Origin of the sequence: Enterobacter cloacae complex sp. P29RS (genome assembly GCF_014893445.1) — a bacterium.
In the GTDB taxonomy this organism is placed as follows: Bacteria; Pseudomonadota; Gammaproteobacteria; order Enterobacterales; family Enterobacteriaceae; genus Enterobacter; species Enterobacter intestinihominis.
In genome coordinates, this window is the sequence record NZ_JADBPZ010000002.1 from 159,463 (window position 1) to 178,232 (window position 18,770).

Consider the following 18,770-nt stretch of genomic DNA (forward strand, 5'->3'; position numbering starts at 1 on the left):
GCGTCAGCGGGTACATATCGCTCCCGCGCTGGCGCAGGGATATTTGGTGCTCTTTTTATGTCTGCCTGCGCCGCGCCGTAGCCCTGAGCGTGATTTGTCGTCCACTGCGGCGCTGAGACGATTATTTTTTAGGCCGATACTTTTCCGGTAATTCCGGAACCGGACGACGATCGTCGATCAGATGTCGGATGGTCAGAATCGGATGACGCCATAACATACGTGGCCCTGCCCAGCGCATTACCTGCTTCATCTCTTCCCGTCGGGCGGGCTGATAACAGTGCACCGGGCACTGTTTGCAGGCAGGTTTTTCCTCACCAAACACGCATTTATCCAGCCGCTTATCGGCATAAGCCTTAAGCGCCGAATAGTGCCCCTCTTCTTTTATGGCGTGCGGACACCTGTTTTCGTACAGGGCGATCATTCTGGCGATCGTCTTTTTTTCTCGTGAAATACGTTTACCGGACATAACGTCGTCCTCAACAATAAAGTGTATTTATAATACCTTTTTATCCGCACATTTTCAGTTATTGCATTCCGTTTTCTGAAGCGTCCTTCCAGAATTACCCCTCCCCTCGCTGCGTTTTACTGGTATTTTATACAGGTGTAAATAACCGCATTCACCGGAGAGCTTATGCAACAGATCGCGATCGCCAAACCCTATCGGCACTTAAAAGTGGGTTACTTCAGAAAACGTCATGAAGACCGTAAAACGAAAATTCCAAAACGCTACAGCGTACACGCAGCGCTGAGCCTGAAAGGCGACTGGCTTGAACAAGCGGGATTTACCACCAACTCGCAGGTTCGGGTGGGCGTCGAGCACGGAAAAATCATCATTGAATTAATAGCGGAAGATGCCTCGTAAAGTCGTGACTTTTTTCTGCGCCGCACCTTTTTTTCATGCGACAATAGAAGGAACAATCGGCCATTGAGCCGCTCAAAGCGTAATATTTTCAAAGAAATGGATATCATAACTCCATGAGCACAATCGACAATTTCGACGCGCATACGCCGATGATGCAGCAGTACCTGAAGCTGAAGGCACAGCATCCGGAAATTCTGCTGTTTTACCGTATGGGCGATTTTTACGAGCTTTTTTATGACGATGCGAAACGTGCGTCTCAGCTGCTCGACATTTCTCTGACGAAACGTGGCGCGTCGGCAGGCGAACCCATCCCGATGGCGGGTATCCCGCATCACGCGGTTGAAAACTATCTGGCGAAGCTGGTGAACCAGGGCGAATCTGTCGCTATCTGCGAACAAATTGGCGACCCGGCCACGTCGAAAGGCCCCGTTGAGCGCAAGGTCGTACGCATCGTGACGCCGGGAACCATCAGCGATGAAGCCCTGCTTCAGGAGCGCCAGGATAACCTGCTGGCGGCGATCTGGCAGGACGGTAAAGGGTTTGGCTACGCCACGCTGGATATCAGCTCCGGTCGTTTTCGCCTGAGTGAACCGGCTGACCGTGAAACCATGGCGGCTGAACTACAGCGCACCAATCCGGCAGAACTGCTTTATGCAGAGGATTTCGCCGAGATGGCGCTGATTGAAGGTCGCCGCGGCCTGCGTCGTCGTCCACTGTGGGAGTTCGAAATTGATACCGCGCGCCAGCAGCTGAACCTGCAATTTGGCACGCGCGATTTGATTGGCTTTGGTGTGGAAAATGCCCCGCGCGGGCTATGTGCTGCAGGCTGCCTGTTGCAGTACGTGAAGGATACGCAGCGTACCGCCCTGCCCCATATCCGTTCAATTACCATGGAGCGTCAGCAGGACAGCATCATCATGGATGCCGCCACGCGCCGCAACCTGGAGATCACGCAGAACCTCGCGGGCGGCATGGAAAATACGCTGGCGTCGGTTCTTGACAGCACGGTTACCCCCATGGGCAGCCGTATGCTCAAACGCTGGCTGCATATGCCGATCCGCAACACCGAAACGCTGATTGGCCGTCAGCAAACCATTGCCGCATTGCAGGATCGTTACACCGAATTGCAGCCGGTGCTGCGTCAGGTGGGTGACCTTGAGCGTATCCTGGCGCGCCTGGCATTGCGTACCGCGCGTCCACGCGATCTCGCCCGTATGCGTCACGCTTTCCAGCAGTTGCCGGAACTGCGCGCTCAGCTGGGAGAGATCGACAGCGCGCCAGTGCAAAAGGTGCGCGAAACCATGGGCGAATTTACCGAGCTTCGCGAACTGCTGGAACGCGCCATCATTGATGCGCCGCCTGTTCTGGTGCGGGATGGCGGGGTTATTGCTCCGGGTTATAACGAAGAGCTGGACGAATGGCGTGCGCTGGCCGATGGCGCGACGGATTATCTGGATAAACTGGAAATCCGCGAGCGTGAACGTCTGGGGCTCGACACCCTGAAAGTCGGCTACAACGCGGTACACGGTTACTATATCCAGATCAGCCGTGGGCAGAGCCACCTGGCACCGATTCACTACGTTCGCCGCCAGACGCTGAAAAATGCCGAGCGCTACATTATTCCCGAGCTGAAAGAGTACGAAGACAAAGTGCTCACGTCGAAAGGTAAAGCGCTGGCGCTGGAGAAACAGCTGTATGACGAGCTGTTCGACATCCTGATGCCGCATCTGGCTGACCTTCAAATGAGCGCCGCTGCGCTGGCCGAGCTGGATGTGCTGGTAAACCTGGCCGAGCGCGCCGAAACGCTGAACTACACCTGTCCTACCTTTACTGACAAGCCCGGCATTCGCATTACCGAAGGTCGCCATCCGGTGGTTGAGCAGGTGCTGAACGAGCCGTTTATTGCCAACCCGTTGAATCTGTCACCGCAGCGAAGAATGCTGATCATTACCGGCCCCAATATGGGCGGTAAAAGTACCTATATGCGCCAGACAGCCCTTATCGCGCTGCTCGCCTACATCGGCAGCTACGTTCCGGCGCAGAAGGTTGAGATTGGCCCTGTCGACCGTATCTTCACCCGTGTGGGTGCGGCTGACGATCTGGCGAGCGGTCGCTCTACCTTTATGGTCGAGATGACCGAAACCGCCAACATTCTGCATAACGCGACAGAGAACAGTCTGGTGTTGATGGACGAAGTAGGACGCGGTACCTCCACCTATGACGGCCTGTCCCTGGCCTGGGCGTGCGCGGAAAGTCTGGCGAATAAAATCAAGGCGCTGACGCTGTTCGCGACGCACTATTTCGAACTGACACAGCTGCCAGAGAAAATGGAAGGCGTGGCTAACGTCCACCTTGATGCGCTTGAGCACGGCGACACCATCGCCTTTATGCACACGGTGCAGGACGGCGCGGCAAGCAAGAGCTATGGCCTGGCCGTCGCCGCGCTGGCGGGTGTGCCGAAAGAGGTGATTAAGCGCGCGCGTCAGAAATTGCGTGAGCTGGAAAGTTTGTCACCGAATGCGGCAGCTACGCAGATAGATGGTACGCAGATGTCACTGCTGGCGGTGCCGGAAGAGACCTCTCCGGCTGTGGAAGCGCTGGAAAATCTCGATCCGGATTCGCTGACGCCGCGTCAGGCGCTGGAGTGGATTTATCGGTTGAAGAGTCTGGTTTAGTTCTCTGCGGTCTTTTTTGCCGGGTGGCGGCTTCGCCTTACCCGGCCTACAAAACCCGTAGGCTCGGTAAGCGTAGCGCCACCGGGCAAAAGACCGCACAATATTATCGCCCGGTAAGCGCAGCGCCTCCGGGCTTTTTATTACAGCAGCGGCGGGATCGTCGGCACCTGCGGTGCTTCATCAATATCCTTCTGCGTCATGCGGAACGCTTCCGGGTAATGCTCGCGGCTGGTACGGCGCAGCGGTTCGGTATCGCGCCAGGTATACAGACAGTGCTGACACTGGTATACCGTCCAGACACCTTTCACCGGTGATGTTGCCATCACCTCAATATGTTCATCGGCACAACGTGGACAAATCATTTTTTCCTCCTTATTGACGTGCCGCCAGCATCGCGGTCAGTTTTTCGGCCCAGGCTTTGGTTTCAGGGAGATCCTGTACCGGCTGGCTGTAGTGACCACGGTTGTCCGGAGCGACTGGGGTGGTGGCATCAATGATCAGCTTGTCAGTGATCCCCGCCGGGCTGGAGCCGGGGTCAAGCTCCAGCACAGACATATTCGGTAGCTGCACCAGATCGCCTGCCGGATTGACCTTAGATGACAGCGCCCACATCACCTGCGGCAGGTTAAACGGATCGACGTCCTCATCCACCATAATCACCATTTTCACGTAACCCAGACCGTGTGGCGTGGTCATGGCGCGGAGCCCGACTGCACGGGCAAAACCGCCGTATCGTTTTTTGGTGGAGATAATCGCCAGCAGGCCGTGGGTGTACATGGCGTTTACCGCCTGCACTTCCGGGAATTCCGCCTTCAGCTGCTGATAGAGCGGCACGCAGGTAGCGGGCCCCATCAGATAATCAATCTCGGTCCACGGCATCCCCAGGTAGAGAGATTCGAAAATGGGTTTTGTGCGGTAAGAGACTTTATCAATGCGCACGACCGTCATGTTGCGCCCGCCGGAGTAGTGTCCGGTAAACTCACCGAATGGCCCTTCAATTTCACGTTTTCGGCCTTCAATCACCCCTTCGAGGATCACTTCCGACCCCCACGGCACATCGAAACCGGTCAGCGGAGCCGTCGCAATCGGATACGGGCTTTCGCGTAGCGCACCGGCCATCTCATACTCGGATTGATCGTATTTCAGCGGCGTGGCGCCCATCAGGGTGATGATCGGATCGTTACCCAGCGTAATGGCAATAGGCAGGTCTTCGCCGCGCTCTTCTGCCTTATGCAGATGCAGCGCGATATCATGCATCGGCACCGGTTGCAGGCCGAGCTTACGCTTGCCCTTCACTTCCATACGGTAAATCCCGACGTTCTGCTTGCCGAAGTGTTCGGGGTCGAGCGGATCGCGGGAGACAACGCACGCTTTATCGAGATAAAAGCCCCCGTCACCGTCGTTCAGGCGGAACAGCGGCAGAATGTCGAACAGGTTGATGTCTTCCCCGTCCACCGTGTTCTGCGCCCAGGCCGGATTTGCACGACGCTCTGGCGAGACGGGGAATTTGTCCCAGCGACGAATAAACTCGTCGATCTGTTTTTTCACCGGGGTATTTGCTGGCAGCCCCATCGAAATAGCGTGGTTTTGCCACGAGCCGATAGTGTTCATCACCACACGGGCATCTGTGAAGCCGCGAATATTATCGAACCACAGCGCAGGCGCACCATCGCCAATGCGTCCGGTAGCGTTGGCGGCGGCGGCTAAATCCGGCTCAGCGTTTACCTCTTCCTCAATTTTCAGCAGCTGCCCTTGCTCATCGAGCGCCTGCAAGAAGCTTCTCAAATCATCAAATGCCATCTTTATTCTCCTGTGAAAAATGTTTCGCTGCCTGCAAACCTTCCCAGCGTCGGGCTTTTTTATGCTCCAGACCAAACTGGTCGAGAACGCGGGTCACGATATGCTGGGTTATGTCATCGGCGGTTTGTGGGTGGTTGTAGTACGCAGGCATAGGCGGCACCATCGCCACGCCCATGCGGGAAAGGGCAAGCATGTTCTCAAGATGGATGGTGCTGAGCGGCGTCTCACGCGGAACCAGCACCAGCTTGCGTCCCTCTTTCAGCACCACGTCTGCCGCACGCCCTACTAGCCCTTCGGCGTAGCCCGCGCGGATACCCGCCAGCGTTTTCATGCTGCACGGAATGACGATCATGCCGTCGGTGCGAAACGAGCCGGAGGAGATGGTGGCAGCCTGATCGGCCGGGCTATGGACGACATCCGCCAGTGCATCAACGTCATGCGCAGTGAAGGGCGTTTCCAGCTCAATCGTGGTTTTTGCCCACTTCGACATCACCAGATGCGTTTCCACCTCCGGCATTTCCCGCAGCGCCTGCAACAACGCCACGCCTAATGGCGCACCCGTCGCGCCCGTCATTCCCACAATCAATCTCATTCAGCACCTCAATTATTTTGTTCGTATACGAACATATTAACTAAACTACGCCTCGATCCTGCTGCTGACAAGATCGTTCGCATACGATCACACTATTCGCTAAAAACTCTCGCGTTAAAATTCAGCCCGAGAGCGGCTATCATAGAGGGAGTATTTTTCCGTCGGAGTGTCCATGGAGTTAAGACAAGAAGCGTTTCACCTGCTACGTCAGCTTTTTCAACAGCATACCGCCCAGTGGCAACACGCATTGCCCGAACTGACCAAACCACAATATGCGGTGATGCGGTCAATTGCTGAAAATCCTGGCATTGAGCAGGTTGCCCTGACTGAAGTCGCGGTGAGCACCAAAGCGACGCTGGCAGAAATGCTGAGCCGCATGGAAGCACGCGGCCTGGTCAGGCGCGAGCACGATCCGGCGGACAAACGCCGTCGGTTTGTCTTTCTGACGGCCGAAGGTGAGGCCCTGCTTGAGAGCAGTAAACCGATTGGAAATGAGGTGGATGAGGCGTTTTTAGGGCGCCTTAACGGCGCGGAACGAGAGCAATTTTCAGCGCTCATTAAAAAGATGATGCAGGGTTAAGTAACCCTGACGCGCATAAAATCAATAAATGTTCGCACTTTCGCGGGCACATGCCGGGCATCGGGATAAACAGCATAGATGCCCTGCTGAGCAAACGTGTACTCCGGTAACAGCGAGACCAGCTTCCCTGCATCCAGTGCGTTACGCACCAGCCACTCCGGCAACAGCGCCACGCCACATCCCGCGAGGGCAAAAGCCATCAACGCCTGGGCACTGTCTGCATACAGGCGCGGCGCTTTTCTGATCTCAAAGGAAACCGGATGCCGATCAACGCCTCTCACCTGCCAGCGCAGCGGCGACGTTAAACGCTCGTGAATGATCCAGTCCGCTTCCGCCAGCTGCTCCAGCGAGTCAACCGGATGGTTTGCCAGCCAGCATGGCGTCGCCACGGGCAGGATGGTGAAGGAGGTCATCAACGCGGCGTGGTAGCGCGAATCTGCAAGCGTGCCGAGCCGGATAGCGACATCGAAGCGCTCGGCGATAAGATCGGCATGCAAAGAGGACGAGACATGCCGCACGCGGAGATCAGGGTGCAGCTGGCTAAACTCAGCCAGCAAAGGCACCACCACCTGCGAGCCATACTCGGGCGTGGTGGTGATCCGCAGTTCTCCCGTCAGCCCGGCGTGGTTGGCGCGAACATCATCCTGCAATCGCTCTGCATCCCGTAACAGCATCACGCTTCGTTGATGAAAGAGCTTCCCCGCTTCGGTCAGCGTCAGGCGTCGGGTGGTTCGCAGCAACAGGGTGACGCCCAGCTCCTCTTCAAGCTGACGAATATGAAAGCTGACCACCGCTTTTGTCAGCCCCATCGCCTCCGCCGCGGCGGTGAAACTGCCGGTGTCCGCTACGGCGATAAACATCGCCGTACGCTGTAAATTAAGCATCGCTTGCCTGGTTAACTGTCAAAATAATGTTGACAGTATATCGTCCTTTGTCGCGTTTATCCGTAACGCGCGGGCCGATACGATACGCCACCTCACCGGAGGAACTTCCATGACGTATCGCAGCAAAATCGCCGTCGTCTTTCTGCTCGGCTTTTTCCTTGATTTGATAAACATGTTTATTGCCAGCGTCGCCTTTCCGGCGATGGCTCACGCATTCAATACCACACCTTCCGCGCTTGCCTGGGTAAGTAACGGATACATTGCCGGGCTGACGTTAGTCATCCCATTCAGCAGTATTCTGACGCGCCGCGTCGGGCCGAAGCGCGTTATTCTGCTCTCACTGCTTCTCTTTAGCGCGGCCTCCGTTGCGGCGGGTCTCTCATCTTCGCTGGAAAGTTTGATTGCCTGGCGCGTCGTGCAGGGCGCCGGAGGGGGTTTACTGATCCCGGTTGGTCAGGCGCTGACCTGGCAACAGTTTAAGCCTCATGAGCGGGCCAGACTCACCTCGGCGGTGATGCTGGTCGCGCTGCTTGCCCCCGCCTGCTCACCGGCTGTGGGCGGCATGCTGGTTCAGACATTCACCTGGCGCTGGATATTTTTTGCCACCCTGCCCGTCGCCATTGTCACCTTTGTTTTGGCCTGCGCGTGGCTTAAAACAGAACCGTCACCGATAAACACCACCAGAATAGTAAACCTGTCTTTGCTGACGGATCCGCTGTTGCGCTTATCCATGCTTATCTATGTATGCGTACCCGGCATCTTTATTGGCGTGAACGTAACGGGCATGTATTACCTTCAGAGCGAGGCCAATATGACGCCCACCGCAACGGGCATGCTTATGCTGCCGTGGTCTGTGGCATCGTTTTTGGCTATCACCGCGACAGGACGCTATTTCAACCGTATCGGCCCGCGGCCGCTGGTGGTCATCGGTTGCCTTTTGCAGGCAACGGGCATTCTGCTTTTAATCAACGTCGGCCCGGCTATGCTGTTACCTGCCGTTGCGTTTGCGTTAATGGGTGCGGGGGGAAGCCTTTGCAGCAGTACGGCTCAGAGCAGCGCGTTTTTGACAACGCGGCGGGAAGATATGCCTGATGCCAGTGCGCTATGGAATCTGAATCGTCAGTTGAGCTTTTTTGCGGGTACCCTGCTGCTGGCGCAGGCGCTGAGCTTCATGCAAGCTTATTTTACGCCGCTGGCCGCCTGGCACGGGATGTTTATTTTTGCCGCAGTTATCACTCTGCTGCCCGTACTGTACGTCTACCGTCTTAATAACACGCAGTTACTTGCGCAACTGCAACAGGAGCAACCATGACTCATTTCGAACAAGAGATCCTCGACATCCACGTCGCCCTTGAAAACTGGTTAGGTGCAGGCGAAGGCGATCGGGACACCCTGCTCGCCCGTTTTCGTCCGGATTTTCTGATGGTTCCACCGAGTGGCACCCATTTAGATCATCACGCTCTGGCCAAATTTTTATATGCGCAGCGGGGAACCCGACCCGGGCTCAGGATCGGCATTGATGCGCTAACGACGCTTCAGACATGGGACAACGGCGCGGTGCTCCATTACCGGGAGACGCAAACCCGGCCTGGCCAGCCCGTCAACGTGCGCTGGTCAACCGCGGTGCTTAATCAGGAAGGGGATAACATCACCTGGCGTTTGCTGCACGAAACGGCGCAATCGTAAGGCATAAAAAAGGCCCGTCTCACGACGGGCCTTTTCTGACGAATGGTTGCTTACTCGCGGAACAGCGCTTCGATATTCAGACCTTGCCCTTGCAGGATTTCACGCAGGCGGCGTAGCCCTTCAACCTGAATCTGACGAACACGTTCACGGGTCAGGCCAATCTCACGGCCGACATCTTCCAGTGTCGCAGCTTCATACCCCAGTAAACCGAAACGACGTGCCAGCACTTCACGCTGTTTGGCGTTCAGTTCGAACAGCCATTTGACGATGCTCTGTTTCATATCATCGTCCTGCGTGGTGTCTTCCGGGCCGTTGTCTTTTTCATCGGCCAGGATGTCCAGCAGCGCTTTTTCGGAGTCACCACCCAGCGGGGTGTCAACCGAGGTAATGCGCTCGTTGAGACGCAGCATACGGCTTACGTCATCAACCGGTTTGTCGAGTTGCTCTGCGATCTCTTCCGCACTTGGCTCGTGGTCCAGTTTATGGGACAACTCGCGCGCGGTACGCAGATAAACATTCAACTCTTTGACGATGTGGATCGGCAGTCGAATCGTACGGGTCTGGTTCATAATAGCCCGTTCGATGGTCTGACGAATCCACCAGGTCGCGTAGGTTGAGAAACGGAACCCGCGTTCCGGGTCAAACTTCTCAACTGCGCGGATGAGACCTAAGTTGCCCTCTTCAATCAGATCCAGCAGAGCCAGACCACGATTGCCGTAACGGCGGGCAATTTTCACGACCAGTCGCAGGTTACTTTCGATCATGCGACGACGCGAGGCAACATCACCACGCAAAGCACGACGTGCGAAATAGACTTCTTCTTCGGCCGTTAGCAGTGGGGAGTAACCAATCTCCCCAAGGTAAAGCTGAGTCGCGTCCAGCACACGCTGTGTGGCACCCTGCGATAACAGCTCTTCTTCAGCCAAATCGTTATCACTGGGTTCCTCTTCTACTAAGGCTTTTTCGTCAAAAGCCTCTGATCCGTTCTCATCAAATTCCGCGTCTTCATTTAAATCATGAACTTTCAGCGTATTCTGACTCATAAAGGTGGCTCCTACCCGTGATCCCTGGACGAGACACCCTGGCTGGCATGCCCCGTCAATTTATCGCTGCGGTAAATATTGCAGCGGGTTTACGGATTTCCCCTTGTAACGAATTTCAAAATGCAAGCGTGTAGAACTGGTTCCGGTGCTACCCATGGTAGCGATTTTTTGCCCCGCCTTAACTTCTTGTTGTTCCCGGACCAGCATAGTGTCGTTATGGGCGTAGGCACTCAGGTAATCATCGTTATGTTTGATGATAATAAGATTACCGTAACCGCGCAGTGCGTTACCGGCATAGACAACGCGTCCGTCTGCGGTCGCGATGATTGCCTGTCCTTTACTGCCTGCGATATCGATCCCTTTGTTGCCCCCCTCAGAGGTAGCGAAGTTCTCGATAATCTTGCCGTCAGTTGGCCAGCGCCAGGTGGTGATTGACGAGCTGGCATTCTGACTGCTTGCAGTCGGTACAGTAGAGCTAACCACAGGTGCCGTAGTCGGTGCTGTGACAACAGTCGCAGTACCTTTATTATTCGGCAACATTTTGTTAGCACTCTGATCACCTGAATCCTCAGAATACGTAATTACAGGTTGTGAAGCAACCACCGTGGTGGTTTTTTGTGCAGGAGTAACGCTGTTATTTTGCGCAGTTACGTCGGCCGCTGAAACGGTGTTGCCTGGTGTAAGCGGTGTCCCCGTCGCGTTGCCAACCTGAAGCGTTTGCCCGACTTCCAGAGCATACGGGGCCTGGACGTTGTTTCGCTGTGCCAGATCGCGGAAATCGTTCCCGGTGATCCAGGCAATATAGAACAGCGTATCGCCGCGCTTCACGGTATAGGTGCTGCCGCCGGTATAGCTACCTTTCGGAATGTTCCCATACTTACGGTTATACACTATGCGGCCATTTTCAGTCTGAACAGGCTGTTCCACTGCCTGAATCTGCGTAGGCTGCGTAACTGGACGCTGAACCGGCTGGATCTGCGGAGTTTGCTGCGCCGTTGAGGTGCCCATTTTAGGCGGAGGGGTGATCAACATTCCGCTGGACGTGTTACCCGAGCCGCTGGTTCCATTAACGGAACTGACGGGCGCAGGCGCGTTATTTGAACTTGTACAGCCTGCCAGCCAGAGCGAAACCAGTGATAATGCCGCAACACGGCTGATGGTGAATTTTGGGCTTCCCGCGCTCATTTATCCCCCAGGAATGTGTTAACTACCAGTGACTTAAAAATAACCGTGAAGGCACGAATCTATCGCGCCACACCATACGCTGAATTTGCCTTAATAACCCTGGAAAAATCCGAGTCTCAGGCCAGTTCGCCCTTAACCAGGGGCACAAAGCGCACGGCTTCCACGGTATCGATAATAAACTCGCCGCCGCGTCGACGAACGCGCTTCAAAAGCTGCTGCTCATCGCCGACGGGCAATACAAGAATGCCACCCTCGTCCAGCTGCGAAAGAAGCGCAGTGGGGATTTCAGGTGGCGCTGCCGTGACAATGATGGCGTCAAACGGGGCGCGAGCCTGCCAACCCTGCCATCCATCGCCGTGGCGTGTCGATACATTATGTAAATCAAGCTGTTTCAGGCGACGGCGCGCCTGCCACTGCAACCCTTTAATCCGTTCCACCGAACAGACATGGTGCACAAGGTGAGCCAGGATCGCGGTTTGATACCCTGAACCGGTGCCAATTTCCAGCACCCGGGACTCTGGCGTTAGCTCCAGAAGCTCCGTCATACGCGCCACCATGTAGGGCTGCGAAATTGTCTGGCCTTGCCCAATGGGCAGCGCCACGTTTTCCCACGCTTTGTGTTCAAACGCCTCATCTACAAACTTCTCACGGGGAACCTGGGCAAGCGCGTTCAGCACCTGCTCGTTGGCGATCCCCTGTGCGCGTAATTGTTCCAGAAGAGTTTGTACACGTTTACTTACCATTGCGCGTTCACTCCGACCCGATCTAACCAGTCCGACACCACATCATGCGCGCTATAAGCGGTTAAATCTACGTGCAACGGCGTAACGGAAACGTACCCTTCATCCACCGCAGCGAAGTCGGTGTCTGGCCCGGCATCGCATTTATCTCCCGGCGGGCCGATCCAGTACAGGGTATTGCCGCGCGGATCCTGCTGGGGAATAACCTGATCGGCAGGATGGCGACTGCCACAGCGCGTCACGCGGATCCCTTTGATCTCGTCCAGCGGGAGGTCCGGCACGTTAATATTGAGGATACGTCCGGTACGCAGCGGCTCGCGGCCAAGCGCACGGAGAATGGAGCAGGTCACCGCGGCGGCTGTGTCATAGTGGGTGTGACCGTTTAACGAGACCGCCAGCGCCGGAAACCCCAGGTGACGCCCTTCCATCGCCGCAGCCACGGTGCCGGAGTAAATCACATCATCGCCAAGATTTGGCCCGGCATTGATGCCGGAGACCACAACGTCCGGCCGCGGGCGCATCAGCGCGTTCACGCCCAGAAACACGCAGTCGGTCGGCGTCCCCATCTGGACGGCAATATCGCCATTCTCAAAGGTAAAGGTGCGAAGTGAAGATTCCAGCGTCAATGAGTTAGACGCGCCACTGCGGTTACGATCGGGAGCCACGACCTGCACATCCGCAAATTCGCGGAGGTGTTTCGCCAGCGTCTGAATACCTGGCGCATGGATCCCGTCATCGTTACTCAGCAATATTCGCATAATCACCCGACGTGTTGATAAGTTCCCTGACAACACTGGTGGCAAAGCTACCTGCCGGCAGCCAGAAGCGTAACTCGACGGTTACGTCATCCCACCAGTTCCAGCTCAGCTGTTGCGGGTAGAGGAGCATCGCACGGCGTGCCGCCTCGACCTTTTCCCGCACCAGCAACGATTGTAATTCTGGCGCATCCGCCACCGCTGACTGCTCAGCGGCCAGCGCCTCGCCCTGGGTTCCCCAGTCGCCTGAACCCGGCAAGGTGGCGGTAATCATCAGCGTTTTAGCGTCCACGCGCGACTGGACATCGGCCATCTCTTCGGCCGTTGCCACAAACCAGCTTCCGCGTCCCGCTAATTGTAGCGCATCGCCGACAACAACTTGATTAGCGTCCGGTTTTTTCAGCCGTTCGCTCACAATCTGATTAAACAACGCACTGCGGGCCGCCGACAACCAAAAACTGCGTTTATTACGATCGCGCACCGGTGCACCGCTTTGCGCCCAGCGCAGCGCGCCCAGCAGGTTGCTACCACCGATACCAAAGCGCTGAGCACCGAAATAGTTTGGTACGCCGCGTTCGTTTATGGCCTTTAGGCGTTTTTCAACGTCCTCGCGTTCGGTCACTTCGCGCAACACCAGGGTAAAGGCATTGCCTTTCAGTGCGCCCAGACGCAATTTGCGTTTATGGCGGGCGTACTCCAGTACCTTACAGCCCTCAAGCTCAAATTTGCTTAAATCGGGCATGGCATTGCCGGGCACGCGGGCGCAAAGCCACTGTTCGGTCACGGCATGTTTATCTTTTTGACCGGCAAAGCTCACTTCGCGGGCGTGAATATTGAGGAATTTTGCCAGCGCGTCCGCCACGAAGCGGGTATTGCAGCCGTTTTTCAGAATGCGCACCAGGATGTGCTCGCCTTCGCCGTCCGGCTCAAAACCCAGATCTTCCACTACCACGAAATCTTCAGGGTTGGCTTTCAGCAGACCCTTGCCCTGCGGTTTACCGTGCAGATACGTCAGATTGTCGAAATCCGTCATTTGGCCGCCTTCACCAGCAGCGCCACGGCTTCACAGGCAATGCCTTCGCCACGACCGGTAAAGCCCAGCTTCTCCGTGGTGGTCGCTTTGACGTTGACGTCGTCCATATGGCAACCCAGATCTTCAGCGATAAACACGCGCATCTGAGGGATGTGCGGCAGCATCTTTGGTGCCTGAGCAATGATCGTCACATCAACGTTGCCGAGGGTGTAGCCTTTGGCCTGAATACGACGCCAGGCTTCGCGCAGCAGTTCGCGGCTGTCTGCGCCTTTAAAAGCAGGATCGGTGTCCGGGAACAGTTTGCCAATGTCGCCCAGCGCGGCGGCACCCAGCAGCGCGTCGGTCAGCGCATGCAGCGCCACGTCGCCATCAGAATGCGCCAGCAGACCTTTTTCGTAAGGAATGCGCACGCCGCCAATGATAATTGGGCCAACGCCGCCAAAGGCGTGTACATCAAAACCGTGTCCAATACGCATTATGCCTTCTCCTGACTGGTCGTACGGGTAAGATAAAATTCCGCGAGCTGTAAGTCTTCCGGGCGCGTCACTTTTATATTATCAGCGCGTCCTTCAACAAGCGTGGGGTGGAAACCGCAATACTCCAGCGCCGAGGCTTCGTCCGTAATGGTCGCACCTTCTTTAAGCGCTCGCGTTAAGCAGTCGTGGAGTAATTCGCGGGGAAAAAATTGTGGCGTCAGCGCGTGCCACAGATCGACGCGCTCGACGGTGTGGGCAATCGCCGGTTTACCCGGTTCGGCACGCTTCATGGTGTCACGCACCGGGGCGGCCAGAATGCCGCCCACTTTACTGGTTTCACTCAGGGCCAGCAGACGCGACAGATCGTCGTGATGCAGACAGGGACGCGCGGCATCGTGCACCAGCACCCACTGCGCGTTCCCGGCAGCCTGAATGCCCGCCAGAACGGAGTCAGCCCGCTCTGCGCCGCCGTCAACGACGGTAATCTGAGGATGATTTGCCAGCGGGAGCTGCGCAAAACGTGCATCGCCGGGGCTGATGGCAATAACAACGCGTTTCACCCGGGCATGCGCCAGCAGCGCCGCCACGGCGTGCTCGAGGATCGTTTTATCGCCAATTGAGAGATACTGCTTAGGACATTCTGTCTGCATACGCCGGCCAAAACCTGCGGCCGGCACCACGGCACAGACGTCCGAAAAAGTTGCTGCCATGTCGTAATCCTGGGCCTGATTATCGATTGTTTTGTGCGGAGCCCTGATTGCGTTTAGACGCATCCGGAACCAGGCGATAAAACGTTTCGCCCGGCTTAGTCATACTAAGTTCATTGCGTGCGCGCTCCTCAATCGCCTCCTGGCCGCCATTGAGGTCATCAATTTCAGCAAAAAGTTGATCGTTACGCGCTTTAAGTTTGGCGTTTGTCGCCTGCTGTGCCGCGACGTCATCGCTCACCCGGCTGTAGTCGTGCAGTCCGTTTTTGCCGAACCACAGCGAATATTGCAGCCAGACCAGCAAAGCCAGCAACAGCAGCGTTAGTTTACCCATCCTGCCCCCTGAAAAAACGGCATCATCATCCCATAACTTTCCGCTGGACTCTACTGCGGGGTTTTAATTATGCCGTAAGTTAGCCCATCAGCCATAAAAACAGCAGGCCAAAGATGGCCACAACGGTGGCGATAGTGATGAGCGTACTATACAGGAGCTTGCCGTTGAAAAGGGAGTGCAGCGCCACGCCCACCACAACCGCAACGGGCATCAGCGCGAGGAAGAAAGGCCAGGTATAGAGGAAGAAAAAGAGGGTGTTTCCACCGTAGATCAAGAACGGGATACCCAGCGCCAGTAGCCACGACACAAAGCCGACAATCGCCCCAGGGAAGGACCAGGTCGTCTCGTCGTCGGTCGTTAACGGTTCCGACCCGGTGGTAATCATGTAGTTTTCACTGTTGCGCATAGCTAATCCTGTGACCGTGACTCATCGCTCGGGAAGACAGCTCCCGAACGATACCGTCTCAGGATCTGATAATATCGTCCCGTCTGAGCAGGTCTAATAATTGGCTTACTAAATTTGTTACCAATTGTTGACCTTCCAGATGAATCTCAGGGGATTCAGGCGCTTCGTAAACCGAGTCAATACCGGTGAAGTTTCGCAGCTCTCCCGCGCGGGCTTTTTTATACAGCCCTTTCGGATCGCGCGCTTCGCAGATTGCCAGCGGCGTATCCACAAACACTTCAATGAAGCGATTCCGGCCCACGCGCTCACGCACCATCTGACGTTCGGCGCGGTGCGGTGAGATAAACGCCGTCAGCACCACCAGCCCGGCATCCGCCATCAGGCTGGCGACTTCTCCCACCCGGCGAATGTTCTCTTTACGGTCTTCATCGCTGAACCCTAAATCGCTGCACAGGCCGTGACGCACGTTGTCGCCGTCCAGCAGGTAGGTGCTCACTCCCTGCTGATGCAGCGCTTCTTCCAGCGCGCCTGCCACCGTGGATTTACCGGAGCCAGACAGCCCGGTAAACCACAGCACAACCCCACGGTGACCGTGGAGCTGTTCGCGCTGGGCGACGGTGACCGGATGAGGATGCCAGACGACGTTCTCATCATGGGCAGCCATTACTTGCCTCCCAGCAAATCGCGTGCGCCCCAGTGCGGGAAGTGTTTACGCACCAGCGCATTCAGCTCAAGTTCAAACGCGCTGAACTCAGAGGCCACGGTAGCCTGCGTGTTTGGTTCACGGACCATCCCGGCGCCGACGGTGACGTTGGTCAGGCGGTCGATAAAGATCAGCCCGCCCGTCACCGGATTCTGCTGATACGGATCCAGCACCAGCGGCTCGTCGAAGGTCAGATCCACCAGACCGATGCCATTCAGCGGCAGCTCGCTCACGTCACGGTGGGTCAGGTTGTTGATGTCCACCTGGAACTGAATGCCGTCCACGCGGGCGCGGGTTTTCTTGCCGGCAATTTTAATGTCATAGCTCTGGCCTGCGGTCAGGGGCTGTTCCGCCATCCACACCACGTCCATGGATGCGCCCTGCACCGCCGCCAGCGTTTCCTGCGCGTCGACCAGCAGATCGCCGCGGCTGATGTCAATCTCGTCTTTTAGCACCAGGGTTACCGCTTCACCTGCCCCTGCTTCGTCCAGATCACCATCAAAGGTGACGATACGGGCAATGGTCGATTCCACGCCGGACGGCAGCACCTTCACGCGCTGGCCCACGTTGACCGAGCCGGACGCAAGGGTGCCGGAGAAGCCGCGGAAATCGAGGTTCGGACGGTTTACGTACTGCACCGGGAAGCGCATCGGCTGGGTCTCAACCACGCGCTGAATTTCAACGGTTTCCAGCACCTCCAGCAGCGTCGGGCCGCTGTACCACGGCATGTTCGCGCTCTGAGAGGCGACGTTATCCCCTTCCAGCGCCGACAGCGGCACAAAGCGAATATCGAGGTTGCCCGGCAGCTGTTCAGCAAAGGTCAGGTAGCTCTGGCGGATCTCGTCGAATCGCGCTTCGCTGTAGTCCACCAGATCCATTTTGTTCACCGCCACCACCAGGTGTTTGATCCCCAGCAGCGTAGAGATAAAGCTGTGACGACGCGTCTGATCCAGCACGCCTTTACGGGCGTCCATCAGCAGGATCGCCAGGTCACAGGTGGACGCGCCGGTCGCCATGTTACGGGTGTACTGCTCATGCCCCGGGGTGTCGGCGATAATAAATTTGCGCTTTTCGGTAGAGAAGTAGCGATAGGCGACATCAATGGTAATGCCCTGCTCGCGCTCCGCCTGCAAGCCGTCCACCAGCAGCGCCAGGTCGAGTTTTTCGCCCTGGGTGCCGTGGCGTTTACTGTCATTGTGCAGGGAAGAGAGCTGATCTTCGTAAATTTGTCGCGTGTCGTGCAGCAGACGACCAATCAGGGTACTTTTCCCGTCATCAACGCTGCCGCAGGTCAGGAAACGCAGCAGACTTTTGTACTGTTGGGCGTGCAGATAAGCTTCTACGCCGCCTTCATCGGCAATTTGTTGGGCAATAGTCGTATTCATGGCGGCTCCTTAGAAATAACCCTGACGTTTCTTCAGCTCCATGGAGCCTGCCTGGTCGCGGTCAATCACGCGGCCCTGTCGCTCACTGGTGGTCGACACCAGCATCTCCTCGATGATCTCCGGCAGCGTCTGCGCACTGGATTCCACCGCGCCGGTCAACGGCCAGCAGCCGAGAGTACGGAAACGGACCATCTGTTTTTTGATCACTTCACCCGGCTGTAAATCAATGCGATCGTCGTCGATCATCATCAGCATGCCGTCGCGCTCCAGGACCGGGCGCTCTGCTGCCAGATACAGCGGAACGATCTCAATATTTTCCAGATAGATGTACTGCCAGATATCCAGCTCGGTCCAGTTGGAGAGCGGGAAGACGCGAATGCTTTCGCCCTTGTTTATCTGGCCGTTGTAGTTGTGCCACAGCTCCGGACGCTGGTTTTTCGGGTCCCAGCGGTGGAAGCGGTCGCGGAAAGAGTAGATTCGCTCTTTGGCGCGGGATTTCTCTTCGTCACGCCGCGCGCCGCCGAAGGCCGCATCAAAACCGTATTTATTCAGCGCCTGCTTCAGCCCTTCGGTTTTCATGATATCGGTATGCTTGGCGCTGCCGTGCACGAACGGGTTGATGCCCATCGCCACCCCTTCCGGGTTTTTGTGCACCAGCAGCTCGCAGCCGTAGGCTTTGGCGGTACGGTCACGAAACTCGTACATCTCGCGGAATTTCCAGCCGGTATCCACATGCAGCAGCGGGAACGGCAGCGTTCCCGGATAAAACGCTTTACGCGCCAGGTGCAGCATGACGCTGGAATCTTTACCGATGGAGTACATCATCACCGGGTTAGAGAACTCGGCGGCCACTTCGCGGATAATATGGATACTTTCCGCTTCGAGCTGCCGCAGGTGAGTAAGTCGTTTTTGGTCCATAACCGT

23 protein-coding genes are annotated in these 18,770 nt (G+C 56.5%); 6 read left to right on the top strand and 17 right to left on the bottom strand.

Features of this window, described 5'->3' with window-relative positions:
- Positions 1-121 precede the first annotated feature (121 nt).
- A complete protein-coding gene (locus IM282_RS02335; protein ID WP_022649174.1) occupies positions 122-466 on the bottom strand; it encodes a nitrous oxide-stimulated promoter family protein in 345 nt (114 codons plus the stop codon).
- 165 nt (positions 467-631) lie between these two features.
- Here IM282_RS02335 and IM282_RS02340 point away from each other — a divergent pair, with 165 nt between their 5' ends.
- Entirely contained in the window at positions 632-862 is a 231-nt protein-coding gene (locus IM282_RS02340; RefSeq protein ID WP_022649175.1) for a SymE family type I addiction module toxin, read from the top strand.
- A 113-nt stretch (positions 863-975) separates the two neighbouring features.
- Positions 976-3,537 carry a DNA mismatch repair protein MutS gene (gene mutS, locus IM282_RS02345; protein ID WP_192970077.1) on the top strand — a complete coding sequence of 854 codons (2,562 nt, stop codon included), beginning with the start codon at positions 976-978 and terminating at the stop codon, positions 3,535-3,537.
- A gap of 140 nt (positions 3,538-3,677) precedes the next feature.
- On the opposite strand, the gene IM282_RS02350 is transcribed toward mutS, so the two are convergent.
- From IM282_RS02350 to IM282_RS02360, 3 genes are read right to left on the bottom strand one after another with little or no spacing between them, the layout of a single operon-like run.
- On the bottom strand, positions 3,678-3,899 hold the full coding sequence (locus IM282_RS02350) for a non-oxidative hydroxyarylic acid decarboxylases subunit D (RefSeq protein WP_003862116.1): 222 nt from the start codon (positions 3,897-3,899) through the stop codon (positions 3,678-3,680).
- 10 nt (positions 3,900-3,909) lie between these two features.
- Positions 3,910-5,337, bottom strand: a complete 1,428-nt coding sequence (locus tag IM282_RS02355) for a non-oxidative hydroxyarylic acid decarboxylases subunit C (RefSeq protein ID WP_022649178.1) — start codon at positions 5,335-5,337, stop codon at positions 3,910-3,912.
- A complete protein-coding gene (locus tag IM282_RS02360) occupies positions 5,327-5,929 on the bottom strand; it encodes a non-oxidative hydroxyarylic acid decarboxylases subunit B (protein ID WP_192970078.1) in 603 nt (200 codons plus the stop codon). Before IM282_RS02360 ends, IM282_RS02355 begins: the two co-directional genes overlap by 11 nt.
- Positions 5,930-6,101: 172 nt before the next feature.
- Here IM282_RS02360 and IM282_RS02365 point away from each other — a divergent pair, with 172 nt between their 5' ends.
- Positions 6,102-6,509 carry a MarR family winged helix-turn-helix transcriptional regulator gene (locus IM282_RS02365; RefSeq protein WP_022651767.1) on the top strand — a complete coding sequence of 136 codons (408 nt, stop codon included), beginning with the start codon at positions 6,102-6,104 and terminating at the stop codon, positions 6,507-6,509.
- On the opposite strand, the gene IM282_RS02370 is transcribed toward IM282_RS02365, so the two are convergent.
- Complete coding sequence (locus IM282_RS02370; RefSeq protein ID WP_023298477.1) at positions 6,506-7,393, bottom strand: LysR family transcriptional regulator; 888 nt, start codon at positions 7,391-7,393, stop codon at positions 6,506-6,508. The genes IM282_RS02365 and IM282_RS02370 overlap by 4 nt on opposite strands.
- A 109-nt stretch (positions 7,394-7,502) precedes the next feature.
- Here IM282_RS02370 and IM282_RS02375 point away from each other — a divergent pair, with 109 nt between their 5' ends.
- Both IM282_RS02375 and IM282_RS02380 read left to right on the top strand, forming a co-directional pair.
- Positions 7,503-8,705 (top strand): MFS transporter, encoded by a 1,203-nt coding sequence (locus IM282_RS02375; RefSeq protein ID WP_038416600.1) that lies wholly within the window; start codon positions 7,503-7,505, stop codon positions 8,703-8,705.
- Complete coding sequence (locus IM282_RS02380; protein ID WP_045308747.1) at positions 8,702-9,079, top strand: DUF4440 domain-containing protein; 378 nt, start codon at positions 8,702-8,704, stop codon at positions 9,077-9,079. Before IM282_RS02375 ends, IM282_RS02380 begins: the two co-directional genes overlap by 4 nt.
- Positions 9,080-9,129: 50 nt before the next feature.
- Here the strand turns inward: IM282_RS02380 and rpoS are convergent, their stop codons facing one another.
- The gene (rpoS, locus tag IM282_RS02385) at positions 9,130-10,122 is read right to left on the bottom strand and encodes an RNA polymerase sigma factor RpoS (RefSeq protein ID WP_022649182.1); all 993 of its coding nucleotides are present in this window, start codon (positions 10,120-10,122) and stop codon (positions 9,130-9,132) included.
- 60 nt (positions 10,123-10,182) lie between these two features.
- Complete coding sequence (gene nlpD, locus IM282_RS02390) at positions 10,183-11,256, bottom strand: murein hydrolase activator NlpD (protein ID WP_306307778.1); 1,074 nt, start codon at positions 11,254-11,256, stop codon at positions 10,183-10,185.
- Between nlpD and IM282_RS21980 the strand changes: the two genes are divergently transcribed.
- Complete coding sequence (locus IM282_RS21980) at positions 11,198-11,329, top strand: peptidase (protein WP_306173474.1); 132 nt, start codon at positions 11,198-11,200, stop codon at positions 11,327-11,329. The two genes, nlpD and IM282_RS21980, sit on opposite strands and share 59 nt — an antisense overlap.
- Before the next feature lie 94 nt (positions 11,330-11,423).
- Here IM282_RS21980 and IM282_RS02395 read toward each other — a convergent pair whose 3' ends face one another.
- The 10 genes from IM282_RS02395 to cysD all read right to left on the bottom strand — a co-directional run bounded on the left by IM282_RS02395 (position 11,424) and on the right by cysD (position 18,764).
- The gene (locus tag IM282_RS02395) at positions 11,424-12,050 is read right to left on the bottom strand and encodes a protein-L-isoaspartate(D-aspartate) O-methyltransferase (RefSeq protein WP_022649184.1); all 627 of its coding nucleotides are present in this window, start codon (positions 12,048-12,050) and stop codon (positions 11,424-11,426) included.
- Entirely contained in the window at positions 12,044-12,805 is a 762-nt protein-coding gene (surE, locus tag IM282_RS02400; protein WP_017382816.1) for a 5'/3'-nucleotidase SurE, read from the bottom strand. Before surE ends, IM282_RS02395 begins: the two co-directional genes overlap by 7 nt.
- Positions 12,786-13,835 (bottom strand): tRNA pseudouridine(13) synthase TruD, encoded by a 1,050-nt coding sequence (gene truD, locus IM282_RS02405; RefSeq protein ID WP_022649186.1) that lies wholly within the window; start codon positions 13,833-13,835, stop codon positions 12,786-12,788. The genes surE and truD overlap by 20 nt, the downstream gene beginning before the upstream one ends.
- Positions 13,832-14,311, bottom strand: coding sequence for a 2-C-methyl-D-erythritol 2,4-cyclodiphosphate synthase (ispF, locus tag IM282_RS02410; protein WP_003862097.1), 480 nt, complete (start codon positions 14,309-14,311; stop codon positions 13,832-13,834). The genes truD and ispF overlap by 4 nt, the downstream gene beginning before the upstream one ends.
- A complete protein-coding gene (ispD, locus tag IM282_RS02415) occupies positions 14,311-15,021 on the bottom strand; it encodes a 2-C-methyl-D-erythritol 4-phosphate cytidylyltransferase (protein ID WP_192970079.1) in 711 nt (236 codons plus the stop codon). The genes ispF and ispD overlap by 1 nt, the downstream gene beginning before the upstream one ends.
- A 19-nt stretch (positions 15,022-15,040) precedes the next feature.
- The gene (gene ftsB, locus IM282_RS02420) at positions 15,041-15,352 is read right to left on the bottom strand and encodes a cell division protein FtsB (protein ID WP_003862095.1); all 312 of its coding nucleotides are present in this window, start codon (positions 15,350-15,352) and stop codon (positions 15,041-15,043) included.
- Between the two features lie 79 nt (positions 15,353-15,431).
- Positions 15,432-15,758 carry a DUF3561 family protein gene (locus IM282_RS02425; RefSeq protein WP_022649187.1) on the bottom strand — a complete coding sequence of 109 codons (327 nt, stop codon included), beginning with the start codon at positions 15,756-15,758 and terminating at the stop codon, positions 15,432-15,434.
- 58 nt (positions 15,759-15,816) lie between these two features.
- The gene (gene cysC / locus IM282_RS02430) at positions 15,817-16,422 is read right to left on the bottom strand and encodes an adenylyl-sulfate kinase (RefSeq protein WP_022649188.1); all 606 of its coding nucleotides are present in this window, start codon (positions 16,420-16,422) and stop codon (positions 15,817-15,819) included.
- Positions 16,422-17,846: a sulfate adenylyltransferase subunit CysN gene (cysN, locus tag IM282_RS02435; RefSeq protein ID WP_192970080.1), complete on the bottom strand. Its 1,425-nt coding sequence runs from the start codon at positions 17,844-17,846 to the stop codon at positions 16,422-16,424. The genes cysC and cysN overlap by 1 nt, the downstream gene beginning before the upstream one ends.
- Before the next feature lie 9 nt (positions 17,847-17,855).
- Positions 17,856-18,764, bottom strand: a complete 909-nt coding sequence (gene cysD, locus IM282_RS02440) for a sulfate adenylyltransferase subunit CysD (RefSeq protein WP_006811770.1) — start codon at positions 18,762-18,764, stop codon at positions 17,856-17,858.
- Positions 18,765-18,770: the final 6 nt, after the last annotated feature.